The 12,875-nt window shown below is 55.5% G+C and carries 11 protein-coding genes and 1 pseudogene; 5 read left to right on the top strand and 7 right to left on the bottom strand.

Annotation, left to right across the window (positions count from 1 at the left end; genetic code table 11):
- Window positions 1-12: 12 nt before the first annotated feature.
- The 6 genes from ACR0AM_RS15505 to ACR0AM_RS15480 form a co-directional block, all read right to left on the bottom strand.
- On the bottom strand, window positions 13-570 hold the full coding sequence (locus ACR0AM_RS15505; RefSeq protein ID WP_480623396.1) for a hypothetical protein: 558 nt from the start codon (window positions 568-570) through the stop codon (window positions 13-15).
- Complete coding sequence (locus ACR0AM_RS15500) at window positions 571-1,629, bottom strand: zinc-dependent alcohol dehydrogenase (RefSeq protein ID WP_480623395.1); 1,059 nt, start codon at window positions 1,627-1,629, stop codon at window positions 571-573.
- Entirely contained in the window at window positions 1,626-2,567 is a 942-nt protein-coding gene (locus ACR0AM_RS15495; protein WP_480623394.1) for an ABC transporter permease, read from the bottom strand. The genes ACR0AM_RS15500 and ACR0AM_RS15495 overlap by 4 nt, the downstream gene beginning before the upstream one ends.
- Window positions 2,568-2,577: 10 nt before the next feature.
- Window positions 2,578-4,086, bottom strand: coding sequence for a sugar ABC transporter ATP-binding protein (locus tag ACR0AM_RS15490; protein WP_480623393.1), 1,509 nt, complete (start codon window positions 4,084-4,086; stop codon window positions 2,578-2,580).
- A 10-nt stretch (window positions 4,087-4,096) separates the two neighbouring features.
- Entirely contained in the window at window positions 4,097-5,062 is a 966-nt protein-coding gene (locus ACR0AM_RS15485; protein WP_480623392.1) for an ABC transporter permease, read from the bottom strand.
- 102 nt (window positions 5,063-5,164) lie between these two features.
- On the bottom strand, window positions 5,165-6,271 hold the full coding sequence (locus ACR0AM_RS15480; protein WP_480477832.1) for a sugar ABC transporter substrate-binding protein: 1,107 nt from the start codon (window positions 6,269-6,271) through the stop codon (window positions 5,165-5,167).
- Between the two features lie 267 nt (window positions 6,272-6,538).
- Here ACR0AM_RS15480 and ACR0AM_RS15475 point away from each other — a divergent pair, with 267 nt between their 5' ends.
- The 5 genes from ACR0AM_RS15475 (at window position 6,539) to ACR0AM_RS15455 (ending at window position 11,622) form a co-directional block, all read left to right on the top strand.
- The gene (locus ACR0AM_RS15475; RefSeq protein ID WP_480477834.1) at window positions 6,539-7,186 is read left to right on the top strand and encodes a TetR/AcrR family transcriptional regulator; all 648 of its coding nucleotides are present in this window, start codon (window positions 6,539-6,541) and stop codon (window positions 7,184-7,186) included.
- A gap of 188 nt (window positions 7,187-7,374) precedes the next feature.
- The gene (locus ACR0AM_RS15470) at window positions 7,375-8,625 is read left to right on the top strand and encodes an ABC transporter substrate-binding protein (RefSeq protein WP_480623391.1); all 1,251 of its coding nucleotides are present in this window, start codon (window positions 7,375-7,377) and stop codon (window positions 8,623-8,625) included.
- Between the two features lie 79 nt (window positions 8,626-8,704).
- Window positions 8,705-9,622, top strand: a complete 918-nt coding sequence (locus ACR0AM_RS15465) for a carbohydrate ABC transporter permease (protein ID WP_480623390.1) — start codon at window positions 8,705-8,707, stop codon at window positions 9,620-9,622.
- Window positions 9,622-10,503 carry a carbohydrate ABC transporter permease gene (locus ACR0AM_RS15460; RefSeq protein ID WP_480495230.1) on the top strand — a complete coding sequence of 294 codons (882 nt, stop codon included), beginning with the start codon at window positions 9,622-9,624 and terminating at the stop codon, window positions 10,501-10,503. Before ACR0AM_RS15465 ends, ACR0AM_RS15460 begins: the two co-directional genes overlap by 1 nt.
- Window positions 10,504-10,506: 3 nt before the next feature.
- Window positions 10,507-11,622 carry an ABC transporter ATP-binding protein gene (locus tag ACR0AM_RS15455; RefSeq protein WP_480623389.1) on the top strand — a complete coding sequence of 372 codons (1,116 nt, stop codon included), beginning with the start codon at window positions 10,507-10,509 and terminating at the stop codon, window positions 11,620-11,622.
- 102 nt (window positions 11,623-11,724) lie between these two features.
- Here the strand turns inward: ACR0AM_RS15455 and ACR0AM_RS15450 are convergent.
- A pseudogene (locus tag ACR0AM_RS15450) lies at window positions 11,725-12,459 on the bottom strand (IS5 family transposase).
- Window positions 12,460-12,875 lie beyond the last annotated feature (416 nt).

Genomic DNA, 12,875 nt, shown 5'->3' with positions numbered 1-12,875 from the left:
TTGCGTTTCGAATCAGGCCGACGCGTCCAGCCTGTCGCGGAAATCGTTCCAGCCACCTTCAACCGAAGACGGCGCATCATGCCATTGGTGCAAGATCTCTCCGGTCGCCGGGTCATTGTCTGGGATCGGTAGCATCATGATCCGCTTGGCTGCTGCCTGAAACAACTCGGGCGTCAGGAAAGCTTCCTGAATATTGTCCCAGTCGCGGCCTCCGGCATAACCACCGCACATCATGATGTCGTCCGAGCACCCGACCATCTCATGGCTGACACCTGCGGGCATGACGATCACGTCGCCGATTTCAATCCGCACTCTGGTCCAGCCTTCCACAGACAGGTTGAATTCCATCCAGCCTGCGGCACAGCCCAGGCATTCATGTGAGGTCGAGTGGAAATGAGGGTATTCGTAAATGCCAGGGTATTCCCAGTTGTTCCCCCACCCATTTGAACGAAACCGCGACTTGACCGCATCCACTCCACCACCGGGAATTGCTCCTCGATGGACCAGCAGCGGAAAGCGGCTGTTGGGGATCATACCTTCGGGTTTCGATTTGTAGATTTCAACAGTCAATTACAGCTCTTCCCCGGTTGGCTGATGCGCTATGACAATCTGGGTTTTCAGGTCCTTTGGCCGGTCCCGGAAGCTGTCAAACGCCTCCTGAATGCGATCCAGCGTGTAAGTGGCTTGGGTAAAGAGACCGGTCTTGATCCGGCCATGCGTCAGCAAAGTCAGGGCATCGTGCATATCCTGACCCATGCCTGCGACGGACCCTTTGATCGAGTTCTCCTGCAGGATGGTCTGCAAGATATCGACCGGCAATGTCTTCCCAGCACCGGTCAAGCCAAAGGCCGCAATGTGGCCGCCCTTGCGGATCAGTTGCATCGCCTGCCGGTACAACGCCGGCAGACCAACACTTTCAATCACCACATCCGCGCCGCGCCCGCCCGTGTGTTTCAGGACGGTTTGTTCCAGCATGGCCGCGTCGGTAACACCGATGTCGGCCCCCGCCTCAAGTGCCATGCTGACCCGATCCTCGGACAGATCCGCCACGATGACCGGAGCGGCACCGATAGTACGAAGCAGCTGCACATGCAGATTGCCGATGGGCCCTGCGCCCAAGACCACTACGGATTGACCGAAGGTGATATTGGCCTTGCGCGCGCAGCGCACTACACAGGCCAAAGGTTCAGTCAGGGTCAGAACCTCGGCGGGAACGTCGTCCGGGGCCGGGATCACCAACCTGGCGGGAACCGAAATATATTCTGCGAAAGCTCCGTCCATGGTGATACCCAACTGCTGCATCTCAGGGCAGTTCAGGATCTCGTTCCGAAGGCACCAATAACAGGTGCCGCAGCCAATATTCATATCAACTACAACCGGAGCACCCAAACTCAGGCCGGTCACACCCTCGCCTAAAGCTGAAATTGTTCCGGTAAATTCGTGACCCGGAATCATCGGCAGGTTTTCCACCGAATAGTGGCCTTTGAAGATATGAATGTCCGTGCCACAGATGCCGACCCGCGATATGCGAACCAGCACCTCGTCTCGACCAGGATCAGGGCACGGCACATCTCGAACCTCGAACTGTCCCGGCCTGGTCAGGACAGCGGCTTTCATGGTCCCGGTCATTTCACGACCCTGAGCTTTGATCGATCGATGGTCAGAGCAATTGCCACGATCAGGATGAGGCCAAAAACCATCTGTTGCTTCGTGGCGTCCACTTCGAAATACAGCATCGAGGACCGGATCACCGCCACGATAAGTGTACCGATCAACGTGTTGATGACGCCGCCGACGCCACCGGTCAGCGGGGTGCCGCCAACCAGAACCGCGACGATTGCAGGCAGCAGGAACCCGTTCGCCAGTGTGGGAGAACCACCGGACAGCTTGACCGAGAACAGCAGGCCCGCAATCGCCGCCAGCCCGCCGGACAGCGCGAATGCCATAATCTTGATCCGGTTGACATTCAGACCCGAGGCGACCGCCGCAGGTTCCCCCGCGCCCACCGCCTTGAGCGCACGCCCGAAGGTCGTCCGCGACTGCAGGAACCACGCACCCAGAACCAGAACAGCCGCAATGATCAACTCGCTTGGCAGACCGAAAATTGACCTGGTCGCCCAGCCGAAGGTCGCATCCCGCAACGCCGCGTCCATGAACAAGGCGCGCTGACCCGACAGGTATTGCGCCGTCGAAAACGCGATACCGCCAACCGCCAGGGTCGAGATGAACGACGGCACGAACAGTCGCGTTGTTACGTAACCCGAGATACTGCCCAGAACGACGCCTGACAGAATGCAGATCAGCCCCGCACCGATGCCGAAGGTTGGCAGAGCGATGGTGGCTACAACAGTTGTCATATTTGCAATTGATTGGGCCGACAGGTCGATACCGCCGATATAGATGGCAAACGTCATGCCAAGGGCCATGATGAACAATGGCACGATGTCGGCCACCATCGATATCAGGTTCGCGGGTCGCAGGAAATTTGAATCCGCGAGGCCAACCACCAGCACAAGCGCCAGCAAGGTGATCCAGGGCAGATGGGGTTTGATGCGTTCAAAACTCATGGCGCGGGCCTCAGATCATATGGTGGACAAGGTCGTACAGCGACGGCTTGTCTCCCGGGCTGCAATCGAAACGTTTCTGTGCGACACCATCCTTGAGAACGATGATTGTGTGGCTGAGGCCGATGGCTTCTTCCAGAGTATCTGCGACCAGAATGATGCCGACACCGTCATCCGACATTTCGCGCACCATGTCATAGACATCCTCTTTCGCACCGATATCCAGACCGCGTGTCGGATGGTCGAGCAGGATGATGTCGGATCCGGCTGACCGCCATTTGGCCAATACGACTTTCTGCTGGTTACCCCCCGACAGCCCGCCGCAATCCTTGTAGACATCCGGTGTCTTGATCGCGAGGCGATCTATCCATTTGCGGGCCAGCGCCTTTTCCTCGGCAATGCGCAGCACGCCCGAGTTGGCATAGTTCCCCATCTGACTGAGCGTCATGTTCTCGTAGACGTTCATCCCGGCTACGATGCCTTCGACCTTGCGTTCGCGGGGGACGTAGCCCACCCCGCCCACGACACCGGCCTGCGCGGTAAATCTGCTGACGGTTTTCCCCTTGAGTATCACCATACCCGAGGACGGGGTTTCCAAGCCAAAAATCGTTCGCAGGATGGCCTCTCTCCCGGACCCTTCGGTGCCAACAAGACACAGAACCTCGCCAGGATGCAGTTGGAACGAGATGTCTGTGTATTTGCCGCTGACCGACACGTCGCTGAACGCGACAAGGGGATGCGCAGCGGACTGGTAGGGGTTCTGCTTCTGCTCGCGGTAATATTCTTTGTCGACGTCACGACCGACCATCTTGTGCTGGATGGAGCTGACATCGGCATCATCGTGGGCAACGACATCCACAACCTCACCATCCTTCATCACGTAGATGCGGTCGGAAAGCTCCAGGACCTCATCCATACGGTGGCTAACAAAGATGAACGACGCACGGTTGGTCAGTTCGCGCACCAGGCCGAACAAAAGCTCGACCTCTTCTTTAGCCAGAACCGATGTCGGCTCATCGAGCAGGATAACCAGATCACCGTCGATCCGTTCTTCCAGCGTCAAAACCTTGGCCAACTCCACCAGTTGCCGTTGTGCAAAGGACAGCTTTGACGTGATCATTCCGGGCTCGATATCCAGTTTGACCTTGGCCAGTTGCTTGCGCGCGGCCTCGGCCATAGCGTTCCAGTTGATGACGCCAAAACTGACGAATTGCTGCTCGAACCCCAGAAAGATGTTTTCCATCACAGTCAGGTTCGTGATCAGGGATTGCTCCTGAAACACCATGCCGATCCCATGATCCATCGCCTGGCGCGGGTTCTGAAATCGAACTTTAATACCGTCGATCGTGATGTCGCCGCCATCGGGTTGGTAAGCGCCATAGATGACCTTCATCAGGGTCGACTTTCCCGCGCCGTTTTCACCCACAAGGCCAACGATCTCGCCTCGTTCAATCTTGAAGTTGACGGATTTCAGCGCGTGAACGCCGGGAAATTTTTTGTCAACGTTTATAAGTTCGTACATCTGCCCGCCCCTATTTCACGAAGGTTACGGATTTTCGGTCGGTCGACAGAACGACCGCGGCAATGACCAGAACACCCAGAACGCCGTCCTGCACGTAGCCCGGCAGTCCGATCACAACCATTCCGTTGTTAATGACATTTACGATCAGAACGCCGATCAGCGTGTTCCAAACACCGCCAATTCCACCCCAGAGTGCGGTGCCGCCCACGACGACCGATGTTATTGACACAAACATGAAGTTCGACCCGGTCGCGGTTTCAGCAATCCCGATCCGTCCAACCGCAAGCAGCGCGCCAACCGCGTAGAAAACCCCAGCCAGCGCAAACCCCATGATCCGCACACGCTTGACGTTCAGGCCAGATGCATGGGCCAGCTCTTCACCCCCGCCAACGGCGTAGAAATTCCGCCCCAAGGTCGTACGCGATTGGATAAACCAGGCAATCAACAGAAGAAATAGGGCCACATAGCACATAATCGGAAACCCAAACCAACGCTCGGTCAGGAGCGAACGGAACAGCTCATCTTCGACCCGGATCCGATCACCCCCGGTTAATAGCAATGCAAACCCGGTACCTACAAAGCCCATGGCCAAAGAGGCCATGAAGGAAGGAACCCTGAGAATGACATGGACAAGCCCGTTCACCAGCCCGATTGCGGCGCCGACCAGCCCTGCCAGTGGAAGGGCCAGCCACGCCCAGGATGCCAATGTGCCCCCCATACCGATAAAGGCAAAGGCGAAGACTACAGCACAGACCGAAACCGTACCTTCCATCGACAGGTCAATCGATCCCATGATGATGATGAATGTCACACCGATAGCGACCATCAGCGCAGGCGTGGACGAGATACCGATCCGTGCGAAGTTGCGCAGCGAGAAGAAACGGGGCTCAATCGCCGTAAAGAACAAAACCAGGACGATAAGGACGATCAGAGGGGCCCATTTGATCAGAACATCCCGTGCCAGCACATTACGCATGTGCTTCCTCCCACTGAGTGAATTATTCGGGCTGACTGCCCTTGAACTTTTTAGCCAGACATGAAGTGGCAGACCGGGCTATAACCCGGTCCGCCTAGGCCACTACTTGTACTGAATCTGGCCGTTTGACGTGGACCAAAAGTCTTTCCAGTCATAGGTGGGAACATCGTCCAGATATTCTGCCTTGAACGCCAGCGCATCTTCGGGCCGGACCATGATGGTCGGACCATAGAACTCGCGATGTTCATTGGGCTCTTCCGAAGGCTTGAAATGGCCGGTCGCCGCATAGTAGGCCAACGCCGCCGTTATGCCGCCGCCCCAATGCGGGTTGGTAAAGACGGTAGCCAGGATTTTGCCTTCGCCCACCAGTTGGACTGCCTGCGGGTTGCCGTCATAAGATACGATTGGCATGTCCTCGATACCTTCGGCGCGCAGCGCTTCGAGCACACCATAGGCGATTGTGTCGTTGGCACAATGAACCCCTTTGATCTCATCACCATAACGGGTCAGGAAGGCACTCATGACCTGATTGGCTTTCTGAGTATCCCAGTCGGCAGGCTCAGCGGCCAACAGCTCGGCGTTCGGATAGTCTTTCAGTGCGTTCTTCAGACCTGCTAAACGTTCAATCGCAGGGTTATTCGACGCGATGCCACCTAGATGGACAACGCCGCCTGAACCGCCCATCGCATCCAGCAGGATGCGCGCGGTCTGCTCGGCGGGCCCCTCGTCAGACCAGCTCATATGGCTGACATAGTTGTCCCCGAAATCCCAGGGATGCAGATCGTCAGTTTTGTTCCAAAGTGTCGAAACATAGGCGCCGGCTTCCACACAGGATTCCACCACCGGGCGCGCGTTTGGCGCGTCATTGGTGTCGATAGCCAACGCCAGCTCACCATTGGTTTTGGACAGCAGCGCCTTAACATCTGCCAGCGACTTCTCTGACGAGCCTTCATTGATCAGATGCGTTAGAAAATCCTTGGGCTTGCCGAGACTTTCAACGAAAGCCTCACCACCCGAAACAATCTCGTTCCAGTACGGATTGGTCCGGTTGCGGTACGACCATGCAACCGTCGGGTCTGTGATCGCCGCGCGCGCCATGCCGCCCAGCATACTCGATACTGCTGCGCCGCCCACACCATAGGCGGATGCGAGCAGGAAGCTACGACGGGTTATCGTCTCCTGCTCGATGTATTTTTTGATGAATGACATAATGTCCTCCCTTTCGATCAGCACTTGGGACCACAGGTACTTCCCATGTCGGCCCCTCCCCGACACATATCTCGCATAACGGCAAATTGCGCCATTAATGCACTAACCAGTTACTTCTTTAAGAAACGCTATGTCAAGCGTTAAGAATGAGGTAGAAACGAAGGTGGGCGGCACGCAGTAGCGTGCAATTTAAATCGGAAGGTCAGGCAAAAGGACCGCGTTGGCCATTTTCACCGTGCAAGAAGCCCGGAAGAAAGGAAGTTCGTAGTGGTCGAAAAAACAAAAAACAAAAAAAAGAGAGATGCTGAGGCGACAAAGGCACGGATACTTCACGCCGCGAAGAAAGAGTTTGCCAAACATGGTTTGGGTGGCGCGCGCGTGGATGAAATTGCCGAGCGCGCGGATGCGAACAAGCGGATGCTCTATCACTATTTCGGAAGCAAAGAAGATCTGTTCCGAACCGTTCTGGAAGCGGCCTATCTCGACATCCGAACCGCGGAACGCAAGCTAAACCTGGAAAGCCTGTCACCGTCCGATGCCCTAGAATCCCTGGTGAGGTTCACCTGGAAATACTACCTCAGGAACCCAGAGTTCATTACACTCGTCAATAGTGAGAACCTGCACCGTGCGCGCCACATAAAATCGCTTTCGAGTCTTCCGGAAACAACCAAAGGTCTCGTGGAGATGGTGGAAGAAATTCTGAAGCGAGGCGAAGAAAGTGGCGAGTTTCGTTCGGGTATAGACGCCACCCAGCTGAACATCACAATTGCCGCCATCGGGTATTACTACCTGACCAACAGGTTTACCGGCTCATTTCTGTTTCAACGGGATATGATGGACGAACAAGCCTTGAACGAGCGCTTGGACTTCAATGTCGACAGCATTCTGCGGATCGTTCGAAAGGAGCAGCCTTAGATGTAGTGAAACAAAAGCATCGAGTAATGCTGACAGTTGGATGATCTAAGAAATCCTTTCCTGCGTGGCCGCGACGTTACTTAGTGCCCACGCCAGGTATCGAATAAGTTTTCTTGACTTGGTGAACACTTGCGTCACTATAGAAAAAGTAACCGAACAGTTACTAAAGTACAATCAGGGAGGACATCATGAAAAAGATTGCCAAGATACTGCACTTTACGACAGCCGTTGCTGCCCTATCCGTGACAGCTGCTCAGGCCGAAGATGTGGAAGTTCTGCACTGGTGGACATCAGGCGGCGAAGCTGCGGCGCTGAACGTGCTCAAACAGGATCTGGAAAGCCAGGGCATCGGTTGGCAGGATATGCCCGTTGCCGGTGGCGGTGGAACCGAGGCTATGACTGTATTGCGTGCCCGTGTCACTGCAGGTGATCCGCCCACGGCAGTTCAGGCGCTTGGTTTTGACATTCTGGACTGGGGAAATCAGGGGGCGCTTGCCAACCTGAATGAACTTGCCGCCCAGGAAGGATGGGATGAAGTTGTTCCCGAAGCGCTGCAGTTTTTTGCCAAAGTTGATGGCAAGTGGATTTCAGCACCTGTGAATGTGCATTCAACAAACTGGGTCTGGGCCAACAAATCCGTGCTTGATGCCAATGGTATTGCCGTGCCCGAGTCTTGGGAGGATTTCGTAGCTGCGGTTGAAACTCTGAAAGCGGCGGGCATTACGCCGATCGCGCATGGCGGTCAGGCCTGGCAGGACGCAACAGTGTTCGATGCGGTGTCCATGTCAACGGGTGGGCCAGATTTCTACAAGGCCGCCTTCATTGATCTTGATGAGGAAGCTCTAGGTTCGGAGACCATGAAAGAGGCATTCGACCGGATGGTGTTCATTCGCGAAAACGTCGATGACAACTTCTCGGGCCGCGATTGGAATCTGGCGACGGCGATGGTCATCAATGGCGAAGCCGGCTTTCAAATGATGGGTGACTGGGCGAAGGGCGAATTCCTGAATGCAGGCAAGGTCCCGGGCGAAGATTTCCTGTGCTTCCGCTTCCCCGGCACTCAGGATCAGGTCACATTCAATGCAGACCAGTTCATGATGTTTGATCAGGGCGGCACCGTTTCGACGGAACAGGCCGCTTTGGCCAGCGCCATCCTGTCCCCGTCCTTTCAGATCGCCTTCAACAAGGTGAAAGGGTCTGTCCCTGCCCGCACCGACGTGGATGGAAGCGAATTGGATGCCTGCGGCCAGCAGGGCATGAAGGACCTTGCAGCAGCGGCATCCTCGGGCAACTTGTTCGGCTCGATGGCGCATGGTCATGCTGCTCCGGCTTCGGTGAAGAATGCGGTTTATGATGTGGTCACCGCGCATTTCAACGGCGAGTATGACAGCGAAACCGCTGTCCAGGAACTGGTCGACGCGGTTTCCATCGCAAAGTGATCAACCTGCGTGGGGCGGTTCCTAGGGATCGCCCCTCACGGCTTTGAAATCCACGTAACCCGTTCTCAGGAGAGTTGCCATGGCCACGGTTGCCGAGGCAGATTTCAAGACCCGTCTGCAAAACTGGATTCCCAAGCTCGTCCTATCGCCGTCACTGGCTATGGTCCTGATTTTTGTCTACGGGTTCATTCTGTTCACGATCTACGTATCGTTTACCGACAGCCGCATTTTGCCGTTTGTCGACAAGGACGGGCAGCGGACATTCGACCTGATCGGGCTGTCGAACTACGAAAAGCTGTTCAAGCTTTCCCATTGGGAGATCGCATTGACCAACATGGCCGTCTTTGCCGGTCTGTATATCGTAGTCTGCACAATTATCGGCCTGACACTGGCCATTTTGCTGGACCAGAAAATCCGCGGCGAGGGATTTTTGCGCCCGCTTTACCTCTACCCAATGGCATTGAGTTTCATTGTAACCGGCACCGCCTGGAAATGGTTTCTGGATCCGGGCATCGGACTGGAAAACATTGTGCAGTCCTGGGGATGGCAGAGCTTCGAGTTCGACTGGATCAAGAACCGGGACTTCGCAATCTATACGGTCGTTCTGGCGGCCGTCTGGCAGACCTCCGGGTTTGTCATGGCAATGTTTCTGGCCGGTTTGCGCGGCATCGACAACGAAATCCTCAAGGCCGCTCAGATGGACGGCGCATCGAACTGGAACCTGTATCGCCGTATTATTATCCCGCAACTGCGACCAGCATTCCTTTCGGCATTCGTGATCCTTGCGCATCTGGCAATTAAAACCTTCGACCTAGTCATCGCGATGACCGGAGGTGGCCCCGGCAGGGCGACGGAACTGCCTGCGACTTTCATGTATTCCTACACGTTCAGCCGCAATCAGATGGGGATCGGTGCATCCTCGGCCGTCATCATGCTGATGACGATCGCAGCAATCATGATCCCTTATCTCTATGCTGAGCTGAAGGAGAAGAAGTGATGGCCGTCGCAAGCCCTGACACCGCTATCCGAACGGGCCGATTCACTCGCACGCTGATCTACGTCGTGCTGATCCTGTTCGTGTTGTTCTACATGCTTCCGCTTTATGTCATGCTGGTGAATTCAGTGAAACCGCTGTCAGAAATCACCGGCGGAGGGATGATGTCCCTTCCAAATGCCTTCACGCTGGAACCATGGGCAAAGGCGTGGTCCACCGCGCAGGTCGGTGTCGAGCCGACAGGTCTCAGACCCTATTTCTGGAACTCAATTTCGATGGTCGTCCCGGCCGTTGCAATTTCAACGGTACTAGGGGCGCTGAATGGATACATTCTGACCAAATGGAGGTTTCGTGGCGACACGATCCTGTTTGGGTTGATGCTGTTTTCCTGCTTCATCCCCTTCCAGATCGTACTGATCCCCATGGCTGCGATCCTCGGCGTTCTTGGCCTGTCCGGCAAGACCGCCGGACTGGTTCTGGTCCATGTGGTTTATGGCGTCGGTTTTTCGACGCTTTACTTCCGGAACTACTACGCGGCGTTCCCGACCGAATTGGTTCGGGCCGCTCAAATCGATGGCGCCGGATTCTTTCAGATCTTCTGGCGCATCTTGTTGCCATCCTCGGGCCCGATCATCGTGGTTTGTGTGATCTGGCAGTTCACCAACATCTGGAACGACTTCCTGTTTGGTGCCTCCTTCGCCTCGGGCGATGGCGCCCCGATGACAGTCGCCCTGAACAACCTTGTGCAAAGCTCGACCGGCGTGAAGGAATACAACGTCCATTTTGCCGGCGCGATCCTTGCCGCAATGCCAACCCTGCTCGTCTACATCGTTGCCGGACGCTATTTCGTGCGCGGCTTGATGGCGGGCTCTGTTAAGGGGTAACCGATGGGTTTTCTCGATATCGACAACGTCACCAAATCCTACGGCTCTGTCGAGGTTCTGCATAAAGTCAATATTGCCGTGGAAGAAGGCGAGTTTCTGGTGCTTGTTGGGCCCTCGGGTTGCGGCAAATCCACACTGTTGAACATGATTGCGGGCCTAGAGGGCATCACGTTGGGGGAAATCCGGATCAAGGATGCGCGCATGAACGGAGTACACCCGTCCAATCGCAATATCGCGATGGTATTCCAGTCCTACGCCCTTTACCCGAACATGACAGTCGGTCAGAACATTACCTTTGGCCTGGAAATGCATGGGGTTCCCAAGCCCGAACGTGAAAAGGCGATGGCAGATGTCGCCAAGCTGCTGCAGATCGAACAGCTGCTTGACCGAAAACCGGGCCAGTTGTCGGGCGGTCAACGTCAGCGGGTTGCCATGGGTCGGGCGCTGGTGCGCAACCCTGACGTTTTTCTGTTCGACGAGCCCTTGTCCAATCTCGACGCCAAGCTGCGGGTCGATATGCGCACTGAAATCAAGAAGCTGCACCAGAACCTCGGCACAACCATTGTCTACGTGACCCATGACCAGATCGAGGCGATGACACTTTCGACCCGGATTGCCGTTATGAATGGCGGATATGTTCAGCAACTGGGCACGCCAAAAGAGATTTACGACACGCCGGCAAACCTGTTCGTCGCTACATTTATGGGCTCACCGTCAATGAACCTGATCAAGGCATCCGTACGGGTCGAAGGGGCCTCGGTATATGCAGTTACATTTGATGATCGCGGCGACGAAGTGCGACTCGCGCTTTGTGCGTCTTCGGACGCTATAAAGGCATATGAAGGTAAAGATGTGTTATTGGGTATCCGCCCCGAAGCGCTTACCGATGTGGAAGGCGCTGATCATCGGTCAACGCACATTGTGTCGATCCGAAACACGGTGACGGTGACAGAACCCGCAGGCTCGGACACCTTTGTGGCCACAACGATCGGAGGCGCCGAATGTGTCGCCCGCATGCGCGCGGATGCTGAGGTTGCGCCCGGCCAACAGGCCGAGTTTGCTTTCAATATGGAAAAGGCCGTCGTGTTCGACCCGGTATCCGAGAACAGAATTGTGTAAATGCGCAAGAACAACTAAGGGAAGCACGAGGCGTGTTTTCGGCCAACTCGGGGTCGGTTGCGGCTGGGGTGAAATCCTGCCCTAGGCTTCAGACTCATTTATTTACAGCCGGAACAAGACGGTGGCTACGAGCGCGATGGCGGGGAGGAAGATCTTTAGGCATCTGTCGCAACGGGTGGCCAAACGGGCCAGTCCTTCACGCGACCGAACATGATTTCAGTTCTATTTCTCCGTTTATCGCGGCGCTTGTCGTGCCGGGCAGGCTTGTCGCGTGTCTTGCGGCCCGGGATGCAGGGCATTCCGCCATTGTCTATCAGGGCTTCACGAAACCAATCCGCTTCAAAACCGCAATCACCAAGTAACCAATCATCCAATGGCAGGCTGTATACCAGAGCCCTGGCGCCCGTGTAATTGCTCACCTGGCCAGCGGATATGAAGAAGCGTATCGGGCGTCCGAGAGCATCGGTAACGGCATGCAACTTCGTATTCATACCGTCCTTGGTTCGTCCGATCAGTATGCCACGCCCCCCTTTTTCAACTGCAGGCTTGAGGCCGTGCGGAGCGCTTTGAGGTAGGTCGCGTCAATCGCCATGGTCTTGTGATCGGCCCCTCCGCTGCCGCCCCGGCCATGATCCGAGCAAACTCCCATGTCGCTCCACCGCTTTCAACGGTGGTACAGCGCCTTTGGCGGTCCATATTCGCGAGGGGCATTAGGTCACTGCAACCCATTGCTGTTAATAAAGATAATACCACTCAGGACACGCCGGTCGTCAACCCTCGGCTTGCCATACTCTTCGGAACGTAAGGCTTCAGACGCTCCCACTGTTCGTCATTCAGCTAGAATAGATTGCTTGTTACACACCCCAAAAAATCTGGGACTTGAACCAAGCAGTCTAAGTCATGGCAACCGATTTAAAGGGTCCAGAACCTAGATTGGCCCGTGGAAACACAAGCCACTGAAAAAACAGGTGGCAAAGCACAGGCTATTTCCCGCAAAGCAAAGATAATCAGGCCTATTACCCGTTTGTCGCCCGGGCAAAAAAAGTGCGTGAAATCGTGTAAAGTACCTATTCTCGCCTCGCGTCATCGCTCAACCACTATCATTCGGCGGTCAACAAGGCCGCGGCACTTATGGTGTCGACTCAAATCTGTGATAGGTGGCGGCACGAGCGTCAATCGCTTAACGACTGTAACAGGTCCAAGCCGGAATCTGCATGATCGTCAATCCAGAAACAAAAGCTTGCGACATATCC

The sequence above is a fragment of the Ruegeria sp. AD9 genome (genome assembly GCF_056542305.1).
This window is presented reverse-complemented; position numbering and strand designations above follow the sequence as displayed.

Excerpts from the sequence above, each read along its gene's own strand:
- ACR0AM_RS15500 (WP_480623395.1), bottom strand. The coding sequence starts at position 1,629 with ATGACCGGGACCATGAAAGCCGCTGTCCTGACCAGGCCGGGACAGTTC.
- ACR0AM_RS15495 (WP_480623394.1), bottom strand. The coding sequence starts at position 2,567 with ATGAGTTTTGAACGCATCAAACCCCATCTGCCCTGGATCACCTTGCTG.
- ACR0AM_RS15490 (WP_480623393.1), bottom strand. The coding sequence starts at position 4,086 with ATGTACGAACTTATAAACGTTGACAAAAAATTTCCCGGCGTTCACGCG.
- ACR0AM_RS15485 (WP_480623392.1), bottom strand. The coding sequence starts at position 5,062 with ATGCGTAATGTGCTGGCACGGGATGTTCTGATCAAATGGGCCCCTCTG.
- ACR0AM_RS15480 (WP_480477832.1), bottom strand. The coding sequence starts at position 6,271 with ATGTCATTCATCAAAAAATACATCGAGCAGGAGACGATAACCCGTCGT.
- ACR0AM_RS15470 (WP_480623391.1), top strand. The coding sequence starts at position 7,375 with ATGAAAAAGATTGCCAAGATACTGCACTTTACGACAGCCGTTGCTGCC.
- ACR0AM_RS15465 (WP_480623390.1), top strand. The coding sequence starts at position 8,705 with ATGGCCACGGTTGCCGAGGCAGATTTCAAGACCCGTCTGCAAAACTGG.
- ACR0AM_RS15460 (WP_480495230.1), top strand. The coding sequence starts at position 9,622 with ATGGCCGTCGCAAGCCCTGACACCGCTATCCGAACGGGCCGATTCACT.
- ACR0AM_RS15455 (WP_480623389.1), top strand. The coding sequence starts at position 10,507 with ATGGGTTTTCTCGATATCGACAACGTCACCAAATCCTACGGCTCTGTC.